We start from the raw sequence: 19,256 nt of genomic DNA, 5'->3' as shown, positions 1-19,256 counted from the left end.
TCAAGATTGACCCTGGATGAGGCGAGAGTTCACAAGTTGCTCAAGAGCCAAGTCGATCGTCGAGATCCACTCCGGGCTGTTCAGCGCGGAAAACTCTTCAGCAAGTTGAGCTGCAATAGTTGCGCGGCAACTCCCCGGGGCTGCCAGCGCCAAGCGGAAAACCGCCGCAGTCAAGTGATTCAATGCATGGGTATCGCCGTAGCGCCGATCGTAGACCGTGCAGCCATCTGCCCATTCCGATATCAAGAACCGCACCGCCTCGCGATCAAGCATTCAACGATTCAAACGGGGCCGACGATGCCGTTCGTCTTGAAGTAATTGATGACTTCGGCCGCAAACCACTTAACCCCGGCAGTTGGCTCGTAGTACCCACCACTCACTGAGGTCTTGGTCCACATCGCCTTGACGACTGTTTCGGTCAACACATTGACTGGCACCAAACCTAATTTGATATTCAACGCGGCGGTAATCACATAGGCAGCCAAGTCGGTCTGATTTGCGGCCAAAACAGCCTTCATCGTCTTACTGGTGCCATTCGCATTATTCTTCAGACTCCCCGAAAAGTACGGGTGAAACGGAGTGTTGGCTGCGCAGACCGAAGTTGGCCAAGATGAATTGAAGTCCGTCGGCCTCTTGGTACTTGTACATTGCCCGTCCTTGCCGGCTTGGGAAGCACTGGTGTTCTTCGACAATGAGCGGGATGGCGTGAAGCAAGTGACGCCCAACGCGGGCTGGCTGGCCAGAGTCAAAACCGCCGGGGCGACCGCAGCACCCTTGCCAAGGAAACGCCGCCGCCCCCCATTCGCCTGCAAGCCCGGAGTTGTGTTTGACGTCTTTTGCTCGTTCATGCTGGCACCCTTGAATCTTCACCGGCCCGATTGGGCCACATCTTGTAAGACCGCATCCAATCATGATGCATCTTTATGGCGCAACGGGACCGAGCCGCTGCAGACCTCTTCGGTTGGGAGTGTTTCACACAAAGCCCGACAGTCAAAGCTGAGCACCCCCCCTGAACGGGTGGTGAGCCATAAAATCCGGGAAAAATACCCCGATCAGTGGTTTTTCATCAATTCCACTTGTGTCTGAATGCATCGAATTCCTCTCCGAAAGTGACAGCAAACGATGCGGCGTGATCCATTCGCCGGACATTGCCGCGACAATCGGGCCTCAATCAACGATAGCCGAGCGATGTCGATACGCACCAGCAAACAAGCTGTTCTGCAAATTCTGCTTTGCCTTAGTGCAGCAGTCGTTTTGCCTACGCGGGTTCTGGCACAAGTATCCAGCTCGGCCGCCGCCCAACTCACCGTCCTGCTCGAACCCGTCCCGCCGTTTTCCTACCCCGATGCCAATGGCAAACCGGCCGGCTACGCGGTCGAATTGATGGAGGAACTGCTCAAACGCAGTGGTTTGACTCACCAAACAGAGTTCAACTCCTGGGCGCGGATTTACCAACGTGCTGTCAGCCAGCCACTGAGCCTGGTGGTCAGCATGGCGCGTCTGCCCGAGCGGGAGGCGCAGTTCCACTGGATAGGCCCAACCGCAGCAAGACGGGTCTATCTATATAGATTGAAATCCAGGCCAGAAATCCAGGCCTATACGCTGGAAGCCGCTAAGGTCTACAAAATCGCGGTCGTGCGCGAAGACGCCGCTGAGCGCGCCCTGCTTGCCCATGGCTTTGAGTTCGGCAAACAACTCGACCGCAGCCCCGACCATGCGGCCATGCTGCGCAAGCTTTTTGTTCAGCGGGACGAGTTGATTGCGCTCAACAGCAGCGTCGCCGGTGCCGTGATGGAACAACTGGGCTATGACTTCAAACAAATCGAACCCCTGGCCAAGCTTTCCGAGGCCAGCCTTTATATGGGGCTGAGCAAGGGCGATGGCAGCCAGGCCATCAACCTCAAATTGCAAAGCGCTTGGGACAGCATGCGCAAAGACGGCACCGTCGCGGCCATCGCGGCCCGCCATCCCTATGTGGTGCCGGCCCTCAAGTCTGATTGATCAGTGCTGGTCTTTCAAACCGGCCCGTTCTTGAAGGTGTCGCAGGCCTTCAAGTCCCCCGATTCCAAGCCACGCTTGAACCAGCGGGTGCGCTGCTCACTGCTGCCGTGCGTAAAGCTCTCCGGCACCACCGTGCCCTGAGATTTGCGCTGCAAGGTGTCATCACCGATTTGTGCGGCGGCATTCAGGCCTTCTTCGATGTCCCCCTTTTCCAACCAGCCCTTGCCTTGCTGGGAGTGAAAGGCCCAGACGCCGGCGTAGCAGTCGGCCTGCAACTCCAAGCGCACGCTCAGCGCGTTGTAGTCCCGCTCCGACACGCGCTGGCGCGCCGCGTCCATCTTGGCCGTTGTGCCCTGCAGATTTTGCAGGTGATGGCCCACCTCATGCGCAATCACATAGGCCTGCGCAAAGTCACCCGGCGCGCCGAGTCGGTCGCGCAAGGTGTCATAAAAAGCCAAGTCGATATAAACCTTGCGGTCGGCCGGGCAGTAGAACGGGCCCATCGCCGCCTCACCCAGTCCACAGCCGGTATTGCTGCGGCCGCGGAACAGCACCAAGGCCGGCGGCGGATATTTTTGTTGCTGCGCGCCGAAGTAGGCGCCCCAGACATCCTCGGTATCGGCCAACACAGTGCTGACGAAACGCGCGCCCGCGTCCTGCGGCTTGGCGCCGGGATGCGACTGCGTTGCCGGCGCAGGCTCGGGCGCACCGCCGCCGCCCATCAAACCAAGCACCGTCATCGGATTGATGCCAAAGGCCCAGGAGGCGAGCAAGGCGATGACAATACCGCCCAGGCTCAAGCCTCGGCCGCCGCCAATGCCGCGCCCCCCTCCTCCGCCACCCCCATCACGTTGATCTTCAACGTTATCACTCTGGCGCTGGTCTTCCCATTTCATTGCTGACTCCTGTTGCGGCCGGTTCTTATAAACACAGTGCGCATGGTACCGACACAAAGCCTCGCAGCGACACAAACAAATACAGCAAAATAAGCGCTTCAGCCGGAGTGACAAGCCCATGACAGAAGCCCCAGAGCCCTTGCCACCGGTGCCGGCCGACATCTTGCTGCAGATGCACGAGCAAAGCCCGCTGATGGTGGCTTTGTTTGACGCCCAAGACGTGCTGGTTCATGCCAACAAGGCCTTCTGCCAGGCCTACGCCGTCCGTCCAGACGGTCAGCTGACTTGGGCCGGCATGATGCGCGACAACCATGCCCACGGGCGCGGTGCCGCGATCGAGACCGACGATATTGAGGCCTGGCTGGCAGCAGTCTCATCCCGGCGCGGCAAGACGCCCTACCGCGCCTTCGAGGCCGACTTGTGTGATGGCCGCTGGGTCTGGATGACCGAAACAACGCAACTGCAGGGTTATATGCTGTGCATCGCCAGCGACATCACCGACCTGCGCCAAGGCAGCCGCTCGCTGCGCCAAGCCCATATCAAAGCACTCGCCGCCGCCCATACCGACTCGCTGACCGGCCTGAGCAATCGCCGTCATGCATTGCAATTGCTGAGCGCGGCCTTGTCGCAGAGCGAGCCGTGGCCGCTGTGCGTCGCCGTGCTGGATCTGGATTTATTCAAGCAGATCAATGACAGCCTCGGGCACGGCGCAGGCGACCTGGTGATCTGTGACTTTGCCCGCCTCTTGCAGGCCGGCAGTCGCCGCGAAGATGGCTGCGCACGCTTAGGGGGCGAGGAGTTTTTGCTGATCCTGCCGGCGGCCGGCCTGCCGCAAGCGCAGTCGATTGTTGAGCGCCTGCTGACTCGCGTACGCCAGTCACGCCCGCTACCCGAACGACCCGAGCTCGGCTATTCCTGCTCCGTCGGTTTGGCCCAAGCGAGTTGGGGAGAGACGGCCGAAACCCTGCTCAAACGCGCCGATGCCGCACTCTACCAAGCCAAGGCAGACGGCCGTGACCGCATGGTTACCGCTGCTTCAGCGGATTAAGACCGATCAAACCGCGTACCAAAGGGCCGCGACAAAGTGGCAGCCGCTGCCGGTCAGCACAAACAGGTGCCAGACGAAATGGGCGTAACGCACCCGGTGGTCCAACATGAACACCAGCGCGCCGAGCGTGTAAGCGACGCCGCCGGCCACCAGCCACATCAGGCCGGCCGAGGCCATGCGCGCCATCAAAGGCCCGAGCGCAAAAATCACCAGCCAACCCATCCCCACATACAAGCCGGTTGACCACAGCGGATGGCGCAGGCGGTTGAACAATTTAGCGGTGATGCCGACCAAGGCGCTGGTCCAGACCAGACCGAACAGCGCCCAACCCCAGCCGCCATGCAAGACGCCGAGCGCAAACGGCGTGTAGCTGCCGGCAATAAACAGATAGATGGCGGCATGGTCAAGCCGGTTCATCCACAGCTTGGCGCGTCCCTCTGGCAGCGCGTGATAGAGCGTCGAGACCAGATACAAGACCATCATCGTGACCGAAAACACCGCTGCCGCGACCACATTGCGCGTCGAGCCCTGCTGAGCTGCCGAATAAGTCAAGATGGGCAAGGACGCCACGGCCAATAGGAACCCAAGCCCATGGCTGACGGCATTGGCGATTTCTTCACCGAGGGATTGCGTTCTATCGTGCATGCCCGCATTGTGCACAGCAGCTGTGACCAAAAAACCTGTCATATTCCAAGCCTTATGCCATTCAGATCAAGCTTTGCTGATTCTTTGCGCGCCGGCATCCTCGCTCCGGCACGCCGGGACTGCCTGCGTGCGCTGCTGGCCGGCACGGGATTGTTGTGCTCGGCGGGTCTGGCCTGGGGCCAAACGGCGACCATCAAGGTCTTGATGGAGGAGTTGCCGCCTTACTCCTACACGGATGCCGAGGGTCGACCGGCCGGCTATGCTTTTGAGTTAACGCAGGAATTGCTGGCGCGGGCCAAATTACCGGCCAGCTTCGAATTCAACTCCTGGGCGCGCGTGCTGCTGCGCAGCCGCAGCGAGGCACTGGTGCTGGTGCCGGCCATCGTTCGGCTGGCCGAGCGCGAATCGCAGTTCCATTGGTTGGGTCAGATCGCCACCCGCCGCGGCACGCTGTTCAAGCTCAAATCTCGCAATGACATCAAGCTCGACAAGCTCAAAGCCGCCAGCGGCTTGCGCATCGGCGTGGTCAAGAATGATGTCTCGGAGCGCGAATTGATCACACTGGGCATGGACGCCGCGCAATCGCTGGACCGCAGCGCCGACTATGTCAGTCTGCTGCGGCGCTTTTTTGCCGGGCGCACCGATCTGCTGGCCTTGAACGCCTCGCTCGCGCCGGCGCTGCTGAAACAATATGGCTTCGACCCCGGCCTGATCGAGCCGGTGTTGCAGTTCTCTGAGTCACGCCCTTCGATGGCCCTGAGCTTGGCGACCGATGAAGCCACCCGGCAGCGCCTGCAGCAAAGCTTGGACGCAATGCGACGCGACGGCACGCTGGCCGCCATCGCCGCACGCTACCCTTCAATTACGCTGGAATAGGCTGCGCTCACTGGGACGCAGCCTGCGGCCAGGGCAAGACCTGACCCTGTGATTGACTGGGCACGCGCAGCCGCAGCATCTTCGCCAGGCTCGGGGCGATATCGATCACCTCGACTTTTTGCGCGACCTCACCGCGCCCGACCCATTGCGGCCCCCAGGCCAGGATAGGCACATGAGTGTCGTAGGCATAGGGCGTGCCATGCGAGCTGCCGCTCGGGCGCGAGCCAAACAACCAGCCCGGCTTGACCACGATTTGCAGCGGCGCGGCAACTTCCGGGTGCCAGGCCTTGCGCATGGACTCCAGATAAGGCGTGCGGGTGTCATTGCTTTGCAGCTGCGCCAGCGTGAACACGTCGGCAATGCCGGTCATGGGCAAGAGCAGGCGCTTGGCCTCGGCGTACATCTCTTCGGGCTTGATGCCTTGCGCGGCCATCTGCTTCTCATCGAACAAGATGCCGGCGGCTGAAAAATGCGTGGCCCAAGCCCCGGCTCCGGCGCCGAACTTCTTGACCAGGCCCGCGTTCAAGGCTGTCATGACCTGCGTCGGGTTGATGCGGCCGACGTCTTGGCCTTGCGACTTGGCCCATTCGGGCGTGTCCGCAAAACCATGATCCGCCGTCAAGATCGCCACATAGTTGCCGGCGCCCACCTTGGCGTCCAGATATTTGAAAAAGCCCTGCAATTGCAGGTCCAGCTGCAGCATATGGTCATGCGACAGCCGCGACTCGGGGCCAAAAGCATGGTTGATGTAGTCGTGGCTGGACAGGCTGACCGAAAGGATGTCGGGCTTGGCATCTGACCCGAGTTGCTCGCCCTCGATGGCCGCGCGCGCGAAGGCCAAGGTCAGTTGATCGCCGAACGGTGAAGGCAGGATATTGGCGTAGAACAGCGGGCCGGGTTTGTCATGCTTGTCGCCCAGCACCGTCGGCAACTTGTTGCCGTTGCCCCCGTTGAACTGCCAGGGCTGGCCGTCCGGCACCGAGCGGGCATAGGCAGCGTCCGGCAGCAGCGGCGCCCAGGTCTTGCCAAAGAAGGCATCGGCCGGCTTGGCCGCATTGAAGTCAACAACCCATTGCGGATGGCTGGCCATGTAGTAGGTGCTGGACGCAAATTCGCCGCTTTCACTCATATACATATAGGCCACACCCTTGTGGCCGCCCGGCAAAATTGCGCCCCGGTCCTTGCCCGAGATGGCAATCACCTTGGAGGCGCCGTCTTGCTCGCGCAGCACATCGCCGACCGTCTCGGCGCGCAGATTGCGCGGGCTGGTGCCGGCCAGCGGGTCGGTCTTGTGGCCGATGTAGTGATAAGCGGTGTCGCCGGTGTTGTAGACCGGCTCACCGGTCTTGGCGTCGCGCCATTCATTGCTAATGATCGCGGTGCGCTGCGGGTAGGCGCCGGTCAACATGGTCGCGTGGCCGGCCGCCGTGACGGTGTGGCCGTGCCCATAATGGGCATTGGCGAACCAGGCGCCCTGATCCAGAAAACGCCTGAAACCATCGGGCTGCAGTTGATCGCGGTAGGCCAGCACCTGGCGCATGGGCAGGCCGTCCACCACCATGAAGACGAGCAATTTCGGCGGTGCGGGGCTTACCGGCGCGGACGGGGCCTGGGGCGCGGACGAACAAGCCACCAAGGCGGCGCTGCACAAGGCAGCAATCAGGACGAGTCTGGGCATGGTGGTCTGCATGGGCATGTCTGGGCAAAAAGGGACTACAGCTTAGTCGATCAGGGCGCCACGCAGGGGACGATGATGGTGAAGCTGGCCCCCTCGCCGGCCTCGCTGCTGGCCGCAATACTGCCGCCCAAGACGCCGTTGACGATGTTGTAGCAAATATGCAGGCCTAGGCCACTGCCGCCCTGACCCAGCTTCGTCGTGAAGAAGGGCTCAAAGATGCGCCCCAGATGGTCGACACTGATGCCGCAGCCGTTGTCCCTGAGAACAACTTTTACCTGCCCGTCGGCCAGCGCCTGCGCAGCCAAGGTCAGCAAGCCATTGCGGCGTCCTTCGAGGCCATGCACCAAGGCATTGATGATCAGATTGCTCAAGACTTGGCCGAGCGGTCCCGGATAACTGTCCATTTGCACGCCATCGGGGATCTCCAGCCGCAACTCGTGCCCGCCCTGATGCAAGCGATTGGCCAGGGTCAGCGCGACCTCATCACACAGGGTGCGCAAGTCAAAGTGGCGACGCTGCTCCGAGGTCTGATCGACTGCCAACTGCTTGAAGCCGTTGACCAGATTCGCCGCCTGCCCGAGGCTGCGCACCAGCAAGCCGGCCGACTCGGCATTGCTCTGGCAAAACTGCTCCAGCTCGGAGCGGCGTAGGCCGCCCGCCTGCATGCGCTGCAAAAATTCGCCGCTGACATCCCGCAAGGTACTGGCCACCAGCAAGCTATTGCCCAGTGGCGTATTCAACTCATGCGCGACGCCCGCCACCAGCGAGCCCAGCGCCGCCAACTTCTCCTGCTCCACCAACTTGACTTGGGTCAGTTGCAATTGACGGTAAGCCTCGGCGTTGTCAAGCGCCACCGCCGCATAGGCCCCCAGCGTGCGCAAGATGTCGAGCTCCGCCGCACCAAAGGCATCCGGTCGATCGCTCAGCAAGCTGATCACGCCAATCACCTCGCCCTTCAGCAACATCGGCACATAGATGCCGGAGCGGGCGGCTTGCGGCTCGGAGCCATCCTGCATCTGCACGCGGCCCGCCCCGCCATGGGTGCTGCTGAGTTCACGATTGTCCTGGCTGAAGGCCTTGATGCAGAGTTCCTTGGCTGTCAGCGCGCATTGCGCTGCGGGTTGCTCGGTCGCGTCGAGGCTGCGGCGGTAGGGCTTGAAGGCCTTGCCGCGTTGCATGACGAAATCGAAATTCAAGACGCGTTCGCGCTTGTCGAGCAGACCGACACCAAATACCGAGGCATCGACCAGGTCTTGCACATGTTTGTAGAGCGTTTGCTGAATCGCCTCTATATCCAAAGAGGCGGTGATCTGTCGGCCGATCTCGCCGAGCAGCCCGATATCGCGCCGGGCTTTCTCGGCCACCTCGCGCTGGCCCAGGGCAACTTGCTTTTCTTCGGCCAATTGGCGCGTGCGCGTTGCCACCTCTTGCTCGAGCGCTTGCTGGGTCTGCTGCAAGCTGCGCGTGCGCAGCCGGAAGGCTCCCAGCAAGGCCAAGGCAGCCAGCAGCGCCACGCCCGAACGCCACCACCAGGTGCGCCAGAACGGCGGCAAGACCTCGACATCCAGCAGCGTCGCCGGCTCGCTCCAGATACCGTCCGGGTTGGCGGCCTTGACGCGCAGCCGGTAATGGCCGGCATCCAGATTGGTGTAAGTGGCCAAACCCAGCGCCCCCTGGCCGTAAATCCAATCGCGATCAAAGCCCTCCAGCATCCATGCATAACGATTCAGCTTGACGCGATCAAAATGCAGCGCCGCCAACTCAAAACTCACCATCGTTTCGCGCGGGCTCAGGGTGATGGATTTAGCCAGATGCAGCGGCCCGTCAATACCCAGGTCCGCCAAACTCAGGCTCACCGTGCTGGCCGAGCTGCTGGCGGGCATGCCCGGCAAGGTGCCCGATGTTGCGCCGCCATCGTTCAACAAGGAGCGATTGAGCACCAGCAAATCACTCAAGACCACGGTCGGCGCGGTCGGGTTGTCACGCAGCTGCTCGGGCTTGAATCGCAGCAGGCCGGGGCCGCCGAAGAACAGGCTGCCATCGGGGCCACGCGTGGCCGCGCCAAAATTGAAGCCCCGCTCAAAAGTGCCTCGCCCGCCGAAAAACCGGGCCTGCTGCTGCGCCGGCCGCACCCGCGTCAAGCCTTGCTCACTGCCCAACCAGATCTCGCCGTTGTTGGCATCTTGGATGGCATCGAATCTGCCGGCCGGCATGCCGGGGATGGCGCGCCATGATTTCAGCATCCAGGTCTTGCCGGCCTGGGCCGAGAGCAATTCAAACAGCCCTTGATCGGTGGCCAGCCAGATACGGCCTTGCGCATCCTGGCGCATGCCATGCACGGACGGCCTGACCTGCCCCGGCACGGCGTTCTCCACCAAGATGGGAGCTGAAAAGCTGTCGCTGGCGGCATCCCAATACTGCAAACCGGCCTTGCTGCCGACCCATAGACGCCCATCACGATCACGCAGCAAGCTGTCCAGGACCGAGTGGACCAACGAACCGGCCTGCTTGCCGTCGGCTTGATAGCGTCGCAAGCCTAAATCAGCATTCATGCGGTACAGGCCGACCGCAGTGCTGATCCACAGCCCGCCGTTGCTGGCGCCGTCACGAGCTTCGTCAGGCAGCAAGGCACTGACCGACACCCGATTGCCGCCCAAATTCTCAAAGTCGACCCGCTGGCTGCGCCCAAGCGCGGGATCGAACAGCACCAGGCCGCGGTCCCCGCCGACCCAGATCTTGCCTTTCGCCGCCGGCGCCAAGGCCTTGACATGGCTGATCGGCATGTCCTTCAGCGCAATCTGTCGCACCTTGCCGCTGGCCAGATGCAAATGGTTCAGCCCGCCGCCGTAAGTGCCCACCCAAGCATGCTCGGCGCCATCGAGCAGCGTCGCCATCACCACCGGCGATGACAAGCTTTGCGAATCACCCGGAATGCTCAGGTAATTGCTGAAGCCTTGCCTGTTCAGGTCCACCAGGTTCACGCCCACATCGGTGGAGCCGACCCATAAAACGCCCGCGCGGTCCTGCATCAAGGAGGCAATGGTGTCGCTCGACAAGCTGCCGCCGACACCCGGCAAGCGCCGGAACGACTCCACCCCTGAGGCGCCTTCGCGCCAGCGGTGCAGCACAGCGATGTCCCCCATCCCTATCCACATCGATTTGTCCTGCGCCAAGAGCAGCGCGTGTACCGATTGCAGTGGCAGTTGCAGCGATTGCGCGAGGGGATCGGGGCGCACCGCGCCCGGCTCCACCTGCCAGGTCTGCAGCCCGCCAGTCAAGCCCACCCACAAGCGCCCGCTGGCGTCAAACGCCAGCTGACTGACCGCTGCCCCTTCAGCGCTGAGCGGGCCGGGCCGTGGGGCCTGCGTGCTGCTGAAGCTGTGCTCTATGGCATAGCCTTCGCCCTGGGCCTTGCCCTTGCCCTTGCCCTTCCCCTTGGAATTGGCAGCGATATGCACGACCTTGTCGGCGCGCGACACCCACACACCTTCCCGGCCATCGGAAATCATCACATTGATGGCCGTGCTGACGCGTCCGCTGCCATCCGCGGACTTTGCCGGCGCCAGCGGCTCAATCGGCCACACCGTGAACTGTTCCGTATCGGGGTCGAACAAATAAAGCCCGCCCAAAAAAGCGACCCACAAGCGCCCGCCCGCCGCCGGCGTGATGGCACGCACCCGCCGCTCTCTTTGATTCAGTTCGGACGGCACGCGCAGGCGCTTGACCAGCTCGGTGCGCAAATCCAGCCTGTCCATGCCGGCGTGGCTGCCGACCCAGATGAGCTTGCGCTGCCTATCCTCCAGCAGGACCTGAATCACCGGGCTGCTGAGCGTATTGGCGCGCAGCGGGTCGCTCGGGAAGCTTCTCACCAAGCGACCGTCATAACGGGCCAAACCGTTGGTCGTGCCGAGCCAAATCAGCCCCTGGCTGTCTTGCAAGCTGCTCAGCACATAGGGGCTGGGCAAGCCCTCATCCAGACCCAGCTGCGTGAAGTGCAGCCGGTTGAGCGCCTGCGCGACAGACGGCGGGGCAACCAAGAGAAGGCAAGAGGCCAGCAGGCCCATCGGGAGCAAGGCAAGGCCAAATCTGCCAAAAATACCAAACGGGCCAAGCCACACCCAGCCGCTGCGGATGAAATTCAGTGAAGGCAAACACCACCGGATACAGACGACCATCTGCTGCGCCCTTGTCTCAGCCAAGCCTTGCTGGATCAGCCGGAGCCAAGTATGCACGCTGGGCGAGCCGTCGCGGACCTCCATCAAGCAGCCTTGAGCAAGTTTCGCGCGCCATCAGGCTAAGCGCTGCGGCCAAAGCGACCTGACTCCGGCACGTTCGCCATGCCTGGAGTGCAGCGTCAAACCAACCGCCGGCACATCGCGCCGCGCATTTCGCTCAAGATTCAGCCCACTGGCCTGTCGGGATCCATGTGACACAAGTACCGAGCCTGCCTTTCGCAGTCATTTGAATTGCTCGTTAGTGTGTGGCGGGTCCATGCCCCGGAAAATCAGGTTGAACCCGCGCTTGCCAGGGGGCGACCTGCAGATATTGGGGCAAGGTCTGTAGTTCGGATCGGGAAGGGATGCAAGGTGCAGCTTGAAGCCAAGCGCCTTGAGCCTTGAAGAAAGCTGCGGCGCAACAGGCGGCCCGAGACCGCGCGAGCACGGACCGGCCTGCTTTGTGCAGAGCGCCCCTAGACCGGATCATTGATGCGCCAGACATTGTTGTCGGTGAAGTGATCGAAGCCCGGCCTGTGGGCGCCCAGGCCGTCAAGTTGACGGACGAGCCCATCGGCGTCCAGCGTCATCCGTCGCGGCAGGCCGTTGACAAGCTCAAAGTGTGGGCTTTCCCTGGCTCCAGCGAATGCGTCCGCGCAGCGGCGCGATAGAGCCATCACAGTACTGGGTGAAGCGCATGTCGATCGACTCCAGTTGCTCCCCTGAATAGCTGATGGCATCTACCGCGAACCAGCCATTCAAAGCACCGCAGCCGTGGCCGTCCATATTCCAATCCAGGCCGCCTCTGCTGGGATTGTGGAAAGGGTAACGTTTGAGAATGCCGTAATAGCCCGGCTGCAGGTGGCTGACCCCATTCATCGCCTTGAACTCCCCGGTCCAGCTCACATCACCCGTCAGCGCGATCTGCAGCAGACCCTTTGACTCCGAAATAGACACCTTCGCCGTACCGGAACTTGAGCCTCCGCCTCCCCCTCCGCCGCCGCTGTCACCGACGGCCGCCCCGACCAGCCAAGTCCAGCCTTTGCCGACATAGTCGCCGGGCTCGCTGAACAGGTAGATCGCATTGCCTGTCGCTGGCATGGCATCAGCCGGCGCGGTCCACAGGCCCGCCGGCATTTGTGTCGCTGGCCCAGCCGGCACCGTCGTCTTGCTGCTGTCCCAGTGGATCTCTCCCTTGAGCGCTGCAGGCATGCCGTCGCAATGCTGCTCGAAGCTCATGTCCACCGCCTTCAGCACGCCGGCCTCATAGAGAACGCTGTGCACCACCATGCTGGCGGCGATGGTGTTGCAGCCACGGCCCTCCCCAAACCAAGACATCGCGCCCGCAGCATCAGCCTGAAACGGATAGCGGCTCAAGCCAGCGTAACTTCCCACCGCCAGCACCTCGCCCTCGCCGGGAAGTTGAAAATCGCCACTCCATTGCTGATCGCCATTGACACTGACGCTGAGCTTTGCGCCTACAGCGCTGATCTTGATCACGGCGTTGCTGCTGTCATAGCCATACACAAGCCCTCCACCGATGGGGTCGGCGATATCGCTCTTCAAAGCGACCACCGGCTGCTCGGGCATCGGATTCTGGGGCACAGCGACACGCGCCATTGCCTGCGGGCCGATATGAATCTGGCCCCGCAAGGCCGCGTTCGATGAGTTGCAGTACTGCTCGAATCTCAAATCGATGGATGTGAGTACGCCCGCCAGGTAGCTCACTGCCTCGACGACCACATTGCCATTGAACACACTGCAGGCTCGCCCCTGCCCGATCCATTCCAGCCCGCCGCCCTCATCGGTCCGCAAGGCATACCTTGGCAAACCGTTGTAAGTCCCTGTTTGCAACTGACCCAATGCACGAGGCAATTGAAAGTCCGCGTGCCAACTCTCTTTGCCGTCAACTTGGATGCTCAAATGCGTGCCGTTGACGCCGACACGAATCGCAGCGTTGCTGCTGTCGTAGCTGTAGTTGGCGCCGCCCCCAATCCAATCGTCACCATCGCTGCTCAGGCTGATCAAGGCCTGACCGGATGCGTTGGTCGGCGTGACAGCAGACGCAGCGCTCAGGGGCGGAACGGGGGCCGACGGCGGCTGCGGCGTTGAAGGCGCCGTCGGCGACGCATCTGTGCCGCCACTCGCCCCACCGCCACCGCCGCATGCACTCAACAAAGTGGCGAGCAGCATCACCATCCAAAACCGCGAAAAGGGCAGTCGCGAGCCCCGACGCCTCGCGCAGCCGACTACCTTGTGCATGTCCCATCCCTGTTCTAGTGCGCCGTACTCACAGCTCCCGAGGGCCGGTCTCAGCGCTTTGCGAATGTCCTGCTCCACCCCGGCCAGCCAAGCCCGGACGAACCGCAAGCATTCGTACTCATTGAAAGGGGCGAATGATCAGGCCGAATCGGGCGCGCCACCATGCGCAATTTCCCATCCTGTAAGACCTTACAGGGTGGGTTTGCCCCGACAGGCAGCGGATCAATCGCCAAATCCATCTGAATAAAACGTTAGCTTTTTCCAGCGAATTTGTTGCGCCGGCTGGGTTCGATCAAGACGCCATTGCCGGCCGATCGGGCCGCAGGAAGTTGCCGGACTACCCTCTTTGACTAACGCTGTATTCCATTGCCACCGGCGCGTGCTGGCAGGCGCAGCCTGCAGCAGCTTGCCAACCGTTCAGCAGCGCCAGAAAGCCCATCACACCTAGCATCCGCGCCAATTTTCTGTTTGTCCGCAAATGTCAAATCGGTGGCCGCAGCGGACATGGCGGCACCCCTTGGGCCTGCCTAGCATCTGCGCCAAACGGGTCCTTCTTGATGCGCCGCTAATTCGCGATTTGATCGCAAACAAAACGGGTTTATTCGCGGTCCAGGACCGACCAAATTTCGACCGAAGCGGGAAACCCATATGCGCCAAACAGGCCTTGAACTGGTATCACCACTTACAGACCGTTACCGGCTCTATAGGGGTTTACATCCATACCTGTTGACTAATTGGTATCTACATTACGAGCCCATAAGCGGTCGTTTGTGAATTAGTACCGCTTGCCGCCCGGCCCCGGTCGCAGTCCAAACGGGGCAGTTTTGTGAACCCCACAGGCGCCTGAGGCGTCGTACCGATTCAGCCCTGGAGTTGAACTCATGATCAAGCAAAAAAGTACACACCGTCCCGCAGGCTTGGGCCGCAAGCCTTGGGGCGACGGCAACAAGAGTTTGGCGGCCCTGCTCCTGATGGCGGCTGCTAGCGCACCGGCCTGGGCCGTCGACTGCAGCACGCTGCCGCCTTGGGCGGCCAGCAGCGTCTACACCGGCGGCAAGCAGGTGCAAGACGCAGGTCAGGCCTATAGCGCCAATTGGTGGACACAAGCGCAGCCGCCGGCTACTAACTCCGCACCAGGAGGAGTCTGGAAGTCGCTCGGCGCCTGCGACGCAGGCGGCGGCACAGGTGGCGGGACGGCCGGCAACAAAGCCCCGCTGGCCGCATTCAGCAGCACGGCAGATCGCCTCAGCGTCGCGTTTGACGGCTCCGCCTCCAGCGACCCGGACGGGCAGGTGAGCGCCTGGCGCTGGGACTTCGGCGACGCCAGCAGCGGCACAGGGTCCAAGCTCAGCCACAGCTATGCCAAACCAGGTACCTATGCCGTTACCTTGACGGTCACCGACAACAAGGGCGCCACCAGCGCCAAGGCGCAAAGCGTGAGCCTGGTCGCTGTGGTCAAAGATCCCGCCACCGGCAAATACCTGTTGCGCCAGGCCGATGTGCTGGCCGCCGAAGCCAATCTGACCAATACGCCCTTGTTCGCCTCGGTCAAGGCCTCGATTGCCACCCGGCCCAATAGCGTCGTCACGGCCGTGGCACCGGGTGCCACGGCCAACCCGCCCAATGTCAAACGGGTTGAGCGCATTTTGCCGGCCAGCCAGTGGGAGTATCTGTTCCCGCTGCGCAACCCGAGCTACACCTATACCGGACTGCTGCAGGCGATCGCCAAGTTCTCCGGCGTTTGCGCAGACTACAGCGACGGCCGTGATGCCGAGGCGATCTGTCGCAAAACCCTGGCCACGATGTTCGCGCACTTCACCCAGGAGACCGGCGCACACGATCGCAATAACGCCACGCCTGAATGGCGCCAGGCGCTCTACTTCGTGCGCGAAGCCGGCTGCAGCGAAGACAGCTATGGCTGCCCTTACAACAATGAATGCCTGCCCACGACTTGGCAGGGCCAGGTCTGGCCCTGCGGCAAAGACGCACAGGGCCGCTACAAGCAGTACTTCGGCCGCGGCGCCAAGCAGCTGTCCTATAGCTTCAACTACGGCCCGTTCTCCGACGCGATGTTCGGCGATGTGCGGACTCTTCTTGACAAGCCCGAACAAGTGGCCGATACCTGGCTGAACCTCGCCTCCGCCGTGTTCTTTTTTGCCTACCCCGCCTCGCCCAAGCCCAGCATGCTGCATGTGGTGGACGGCAGCTGGAAGCCCAATGCGGTGGACACCGCCGCCGGCATCAAGCCCGGCTTTGGCGCCACCACCAACGTCATCAACGGCGGCATCGAATGCGGCCAGGGGGCAGAGAAGCCGCAATCGGTCAACCGCATCGCCTACTACCGCCAGCATGCTGCAGCCTTGGGCGTGCCGATTGGCGCCAACGAAGAGCTGGGCTGCGGCAACCAGAAACAGTTCGTCGTCGGCGGCGCCGGCGCACTAGATATCTACTGGGATCAAGACTGGGCCTACTACCCGGACATGCCCGAGGGCAAGGCCTTTGCTTGCAAATTGGTCGGCTACCAGACCGCCTACTCGGCCCTCAAGAGCGGCGATTACCAAAGCTGCGTGCAGAAGTACTTTGACGTCGTGATCAAACCCTAGGCCCAAGCGCTAGCGCTCACCAAAACCTCCCGCAATCCCCTCCCTGGCCCGCGCGCAAGCGCAGGGTCTGGCTTTGTGCACCCTGCTCCTTTTCAAGATCAAGGATTTACACCATGAGACTCTCCCTCTCAATCAGCCTGGCGCTTGGCGCCATGGCCGCCGGCAACCCCGCGCTGGCCTATAACTGCGCCGGCGTGACCGAATGGTCGGCCGCCACCGCCTATGTGGGCGGCGGCATCGTCCAACAAAACAAACAGGCCTACCAGGCCAAATGGTGGACGCAGAACAATACGCCCGCGACCAACTCAGGCCAATGGGATGTCTGGAAGCCGCTCGGCGCCTGTGACGGCGCGGTCGTCAACCAGCCGCCGGTGGCCGCCTTCAGCAGCAGCGTCAGCGCGCTGACCGCCAGCGTCAACGGTGCCGGTTCCAGCGACCCCGACGGCAGCATCGCCACCTACGCCTGGAACTTCGGCGACGGCTCTTCTGCCAGCGGCGTCAGCGCCAGCCGCACTTACGCGGCTGCGGGGACCTACACGATTAGCTTGACGGTTACCGACAACAAGGGTGCCACCGCCAGCAAGACAGCTCAAGTGACCGTCAGCGCCACGTCCACCAACAAGCCGCCCACCATCGCGCTGACCGCGCCCGGCGCCAGCGCTACCCCGGCCGCCGGCGACGCCGTCACGCTCAGTGCCAATGCGGCCGATAGCGATGGCAGCGTCGCCAAGGTCGCCTTCTTCGTCAACGGCGCGCTGGTCGGCGAAGACAGCACCGCCCCCTATTCTTTAAGCTGGACGGCCCGCGCCGGCGTCAACGACATCGTCGCCCGCGCCACCGATGACAAGGGCGCCAGCACCGACAGCGCCGCCGTGCGCGTGACCGTCAGCGGCCTGCCGCCGGCCGGCGACGAGCGCTGCCGCCCCGAGGGCTTGATCACCAGCCCCGGCACCGCACCCGCCTATTGCAAGGTCTATGACAGCCAAGGCCGCGAGATCATGGGCAGCGACAAACCGCGCCGCATCATCGGTTACTTCACCAGCTGGCGCACCGGCAAGAACGGCCAGCCGGCCTACCTCGCCAGCCAGATCCCCTGGGCGCAGCTGACCCACATCAACTATGCCTTTGCCCATATCGACGGCGCCAACAAGGTCTCGATCGGCAACGCCGCCGACCCGAACAACCCGGCCACCGGCATCAGCTGGCCCGGTGTAGCCGGCGCCGAGCTGGACCCGGCCCTGCCTTACAAAGGCCACTTCAACCTGCTGAACAAGTACAAAAAGCTCTATCCACAGGTCAAGACCATGGTGTCTATCGGTGGCTGGGCCGAGACCGGCGGCTATTTTGACGACGCCGGCAAGCGCGTCGCCAATGGCGGCTTCTACACCATGACGACCAATGCCGACGGCAGCGCCAATGTCGCCGGCATCAACACCTTTGCCGACTCGGCCGTCGCCTTCCTGCGCCAATACGGCTTCAACGGCGTGGACATCGACTACGAATACGCCACCAGCATGAAGGACGCCGGCAACCCGGATGACTTCGCGATCTCCAACGCCCGCCGCGCCACGCTGACCAAGAACTTTGCCGTGCTGATGCAAACGCTGCGCGCCAAGCTCGATGCCGCCGGCCAGGCCGACGCACGCCATTACCTGCTGACGGTGGCCGCGCCTTCTTCCGCCTATTTGTTGCGCGGCATGGAGAACTACCAGGTCACCCAGTACCTGGACTACGTCAACATCATGAGTTATGACCTGCACGGCGCCTGGAACCAGTTCGTCGGGCCGAACGCCGCGCTGTTTGACGACGGCAAGGACGCCGAATTGGCCGCCTGGAGCTACTACACCAGCGCCCAGTACGCCAATATCGGCTACCTGAACACCGATTGGGCTTATCACTACTTCCGTGGGTCTATGCCGGCCGGCCGTATCAATATCGGCGTGCCTTATTACACCCGTGGCTTCAAGGACGTGGTGGGCGGCACCAACGGCCTGTGGGGCCAAGCCGCGCAAGCCGACCAGACCAAGTGCCCAGCCGGCACCGGCGGCGGCACGGTTCAGAAATGCGGCGCCGGCGCGATCGGCATCGACAACCTCTGGCATGACCTGGACGTATCAAGCAAGGAAGTCCCGGCCGGCTCCAACCCGCTCTGGCACACGATGAATCTGGCGGCGGGCCGCCCCGGCAGCTACCTCGCCGCCTACGGTCTGAACCCGGCCACTAACACGGCCGATCAGCTGACCGGCAGCTATGCCAGCTTCTTCGATGCCAAGCTGGTGGCGCCCTGGTTGTGGAACGCGCAAAAACGCGTCTTCCTCTCCACCGAGACCGAGCAAAGCCTGGCGCTCAAGGCCCAGTACGCGGCCGAGCGCGGCATTGGCGGCGTGATGTTCTGGGAGCTGGCCGGCGACTATGGCTGGGACGCTGCGCGCGGCGAGTATTTCATGGGCAATACCCTGACCTCGCTGCTGTACAACAAGTTCAAGACCGCCAGCGCCTATGGCAACCGCTTGAGCAACGCGGCGCTGCCGGCCGAGAGCCTGGACATTGGCTTCAGCATCGCCGGCTTCGCGCTCGGTGACGCCAACTACCCGATCAACCCCAAGCTGACGCTGACCAATACCAGCAGCCAGACCCTGCCCGGCGGTACAGACTTCAGCTTTGATATCCCGACCGCCATTCCCGCCACGCTGACCGACCAGACCGGCTTTGGCCTCAAGGTGATTCAAAGCGGCGCCAACACGGCGGGCAACAACATCGGCGGCCTCACCAACGAGTTCCACCGCGCCGCCTTCAAGCTGCCGGCCTGGCAGACCCTGGCACCGGGCCAGAGCGTCACGATCACGCTGAACTACTACCTGCCTATGCCCATGCCCAGCAACTGGATCGTCAGCTTTGGTGGCAAGTCCTACAGCCTCAAGCAAGAAGCGCGGCGCGCCGACTTGGCGCCCGTCGCAGCGGCGGCAGCCGCAGCCGCCAAGGCCGCGCCAACAGCGCTGCGCAAGAACTGAACCTCAACTAGATGCACACAGG

Annotated in this window: 12 protein-coding genes; 5 read left to right on the top strand and 7 right to left on the bottom strand. The window is 62.5% G+C overall.

What is annotated here, in order from left to right; translation table 11 throughout:
* Both LNV09_RS03060 and LNV09_RS03055 read right to left on the bottom strand, forming a co-directional pair.
* Window positions 1–273 (bottom strand): HPr-rel-A system PqqD family peptide chaperone, encoded by a 273-nt coding sequence (locus LNV09_RS03060; protein ID WP_263555595.1) that lies wholly within the window; start codon window positions 271–273, stop codon window positions 1–3.
* 8 nt (window positions 274–281) lie between these two features.
* Window positions 282–848, bottom strand: a complete 567-nt coding sequence (locus tag LNV09_RS03055; RefSeq protein WP_263555594.1) for a hypothetical protein — start codon at window positions 846–848, stop codon at window positions 282–284.
* A 406-nt stretch (window positions 849–1,254) separates the two neighbouring features.
* Here LNV09_RS03055 and LNV09_RS03050 point away from each other — a divergent pair, with 406 nt between their 5' ends.
* Window positions 1,255–2,001, top strand: coding sequence for a substrate-binding periplasmic protein (locus LNV09_RS03050; RefSeq protein WP_263555593.1), 747 nt, complete (start codon window positions 1,255–1,257; stop codon window positions 1,999–2,001).
* Window positions 2,002–2,015: 14 nt separating this feature from the next.
* Here LNV09_RS03050 and ypfJ read toward each other — a convergent pair whose 3' ends face one another.
* Complete coding sequence (gene ypfJ / locus LNV09_RS03045) at window positions 2,016–2,897, bottom strand: KPN_02809 family neutral zinc metallopeptidase (protein WP_263555592.1); 882 nt, start codon at window positions 2,895–2,897, stop codon at window positions 2,016–2,018.
* Window positions 2,898–3,015: 118 nt separating this feature from the next.
* Here ypfJ and LNV09_RS03040 point away from each other — a divergent pair, with 118 nt between their 5' ends.
* Window positions 3,016–3,945: a sensor domain-containing diguanylate cyclase gene (locus LNV09_RS03040; RefSeq protein WP_263555591.1), complete on the top strand. Its 930-nt coding sequence runs from the start codon at window positions 3,016–3,018 to the stop codon at window positions 3,943–3,945.
* A gap of 6 nt (window positions 3,946–3,951) precedes the next feature.
* On the opposite strand, the gene trhA is transcribed toward LNV09_RS03040, so the two are convergent.
* Window positions 3,952–4,590: a PAQR family membrane homeostasis protein TrhA gene (trhA, locus tag LNV09_RS03035; RefSeq protein WP_263555590.1), complete on the bottom strand. Its 639-nt coding sequence runs from the start codon at window positions 4,588–4,590 to the stop codon at window positions 3,952–3,954.
* Window positions 4,591–4,644: 54 nt separating this feature from the next.
* Between trhA and LNV09_RS03030 the strand changes: the two genes are divergently transcribed.
* Window positions 4,645–5,466 (top strand): substrate-binding periplasmic protein, encoded by an 822-nt coding sequence (locus LNV09_RS03030; protein ID WP_263555589.1) that lies wholly within the window; start codon window positions 4,645–4,647, stop codon window positions 5,464–5,466.
* A gap of 7 nt (window positions 5,467–5,473) precedes the next feature.
* Here the strand turns inward: LNV09_RS03030 and LNV09_RS03025 are convergent, their stop codons facing one another.
* The 3 genes from LNV09_RS03025 to LNV09_RS03015 form a co-directional block, all read right to left on the bottom strand.
* On the bottom strand, window positions 5,474–7,144 hold the full coding sequence (locus LNV09_RS03025) for an alkaline phosphatase family protein (protein ID WP_263555588.1): 1,671 nt from the start codon (window positions 7,142–7,144) through the stop codon (window positions 5,474–5,476).
* 50 nt (window positions 7,145–7,194) lie between these two features.
* Complete coding sequence (locus tag LNV09_RS03020) at window positions 7,195–11,181, bottom strand: two-component regulator propeller domain-containing protein (protein WP_263555587.1); 3,987 nt, start codon at window positions 11,179–11,181, stop codon at window positions 7,195–7,197.
* A gap of 792 nt (window positions 11,182–11,973) precedes the next feature.
* Window positions 11,974–13,551, bottom strand: a complete 1,578-nt coding sequence (locus LNV09_RS03015; protein WP_263555586.1) for a hypothetical protein — start codon at window positions 13,549–13,551, stop codon at window positions 11,974–11,976.
* A 950-nt stretch (window positions 13,552–14,501) separates the two neighbouring features.
* On the opposite strand from LNV09_RS03015, the gene LNV09_RS03010 reads away from it, so the two are divergent.
* Window positions 14,502–16,223 (top strand): glycoside hydrolase family 19 protein, encoded by a 1,722-nt coding sequence (locus tag LNV09_RS03010; protein WP_263555585.1) that lies wholly within the window; start codon window positions 14,502–14,504, stop codon window positions 16,221–16,223.
* A 113-nt stretch (window positions 16,224–16,336) separates the two neighbouring features.
* Entirely contained in the window at window positions 16,337–19,234 is a 2,898-nt protein-coding gene (locus LNV09_RS03005; protein ID WP_263555584.1) for a chitinase C-terminal domain-containing protein, read from the top strand.
* Window positions 19,235–19,256 lie beyond the last annotated feature (22 nt).

This window comes from Paucibacter sp. B2R-40 (assembly GCF_025717555.1).
Lineage (GTDB): Bacteria > Pseudomonadota > Gammaproteobacteria > Burkholderiales > Burkholderiaceae_C > Paucibacter_A.
This window is presented reverse-complemented; position numbering and strand designations above follow the sequence as displayed.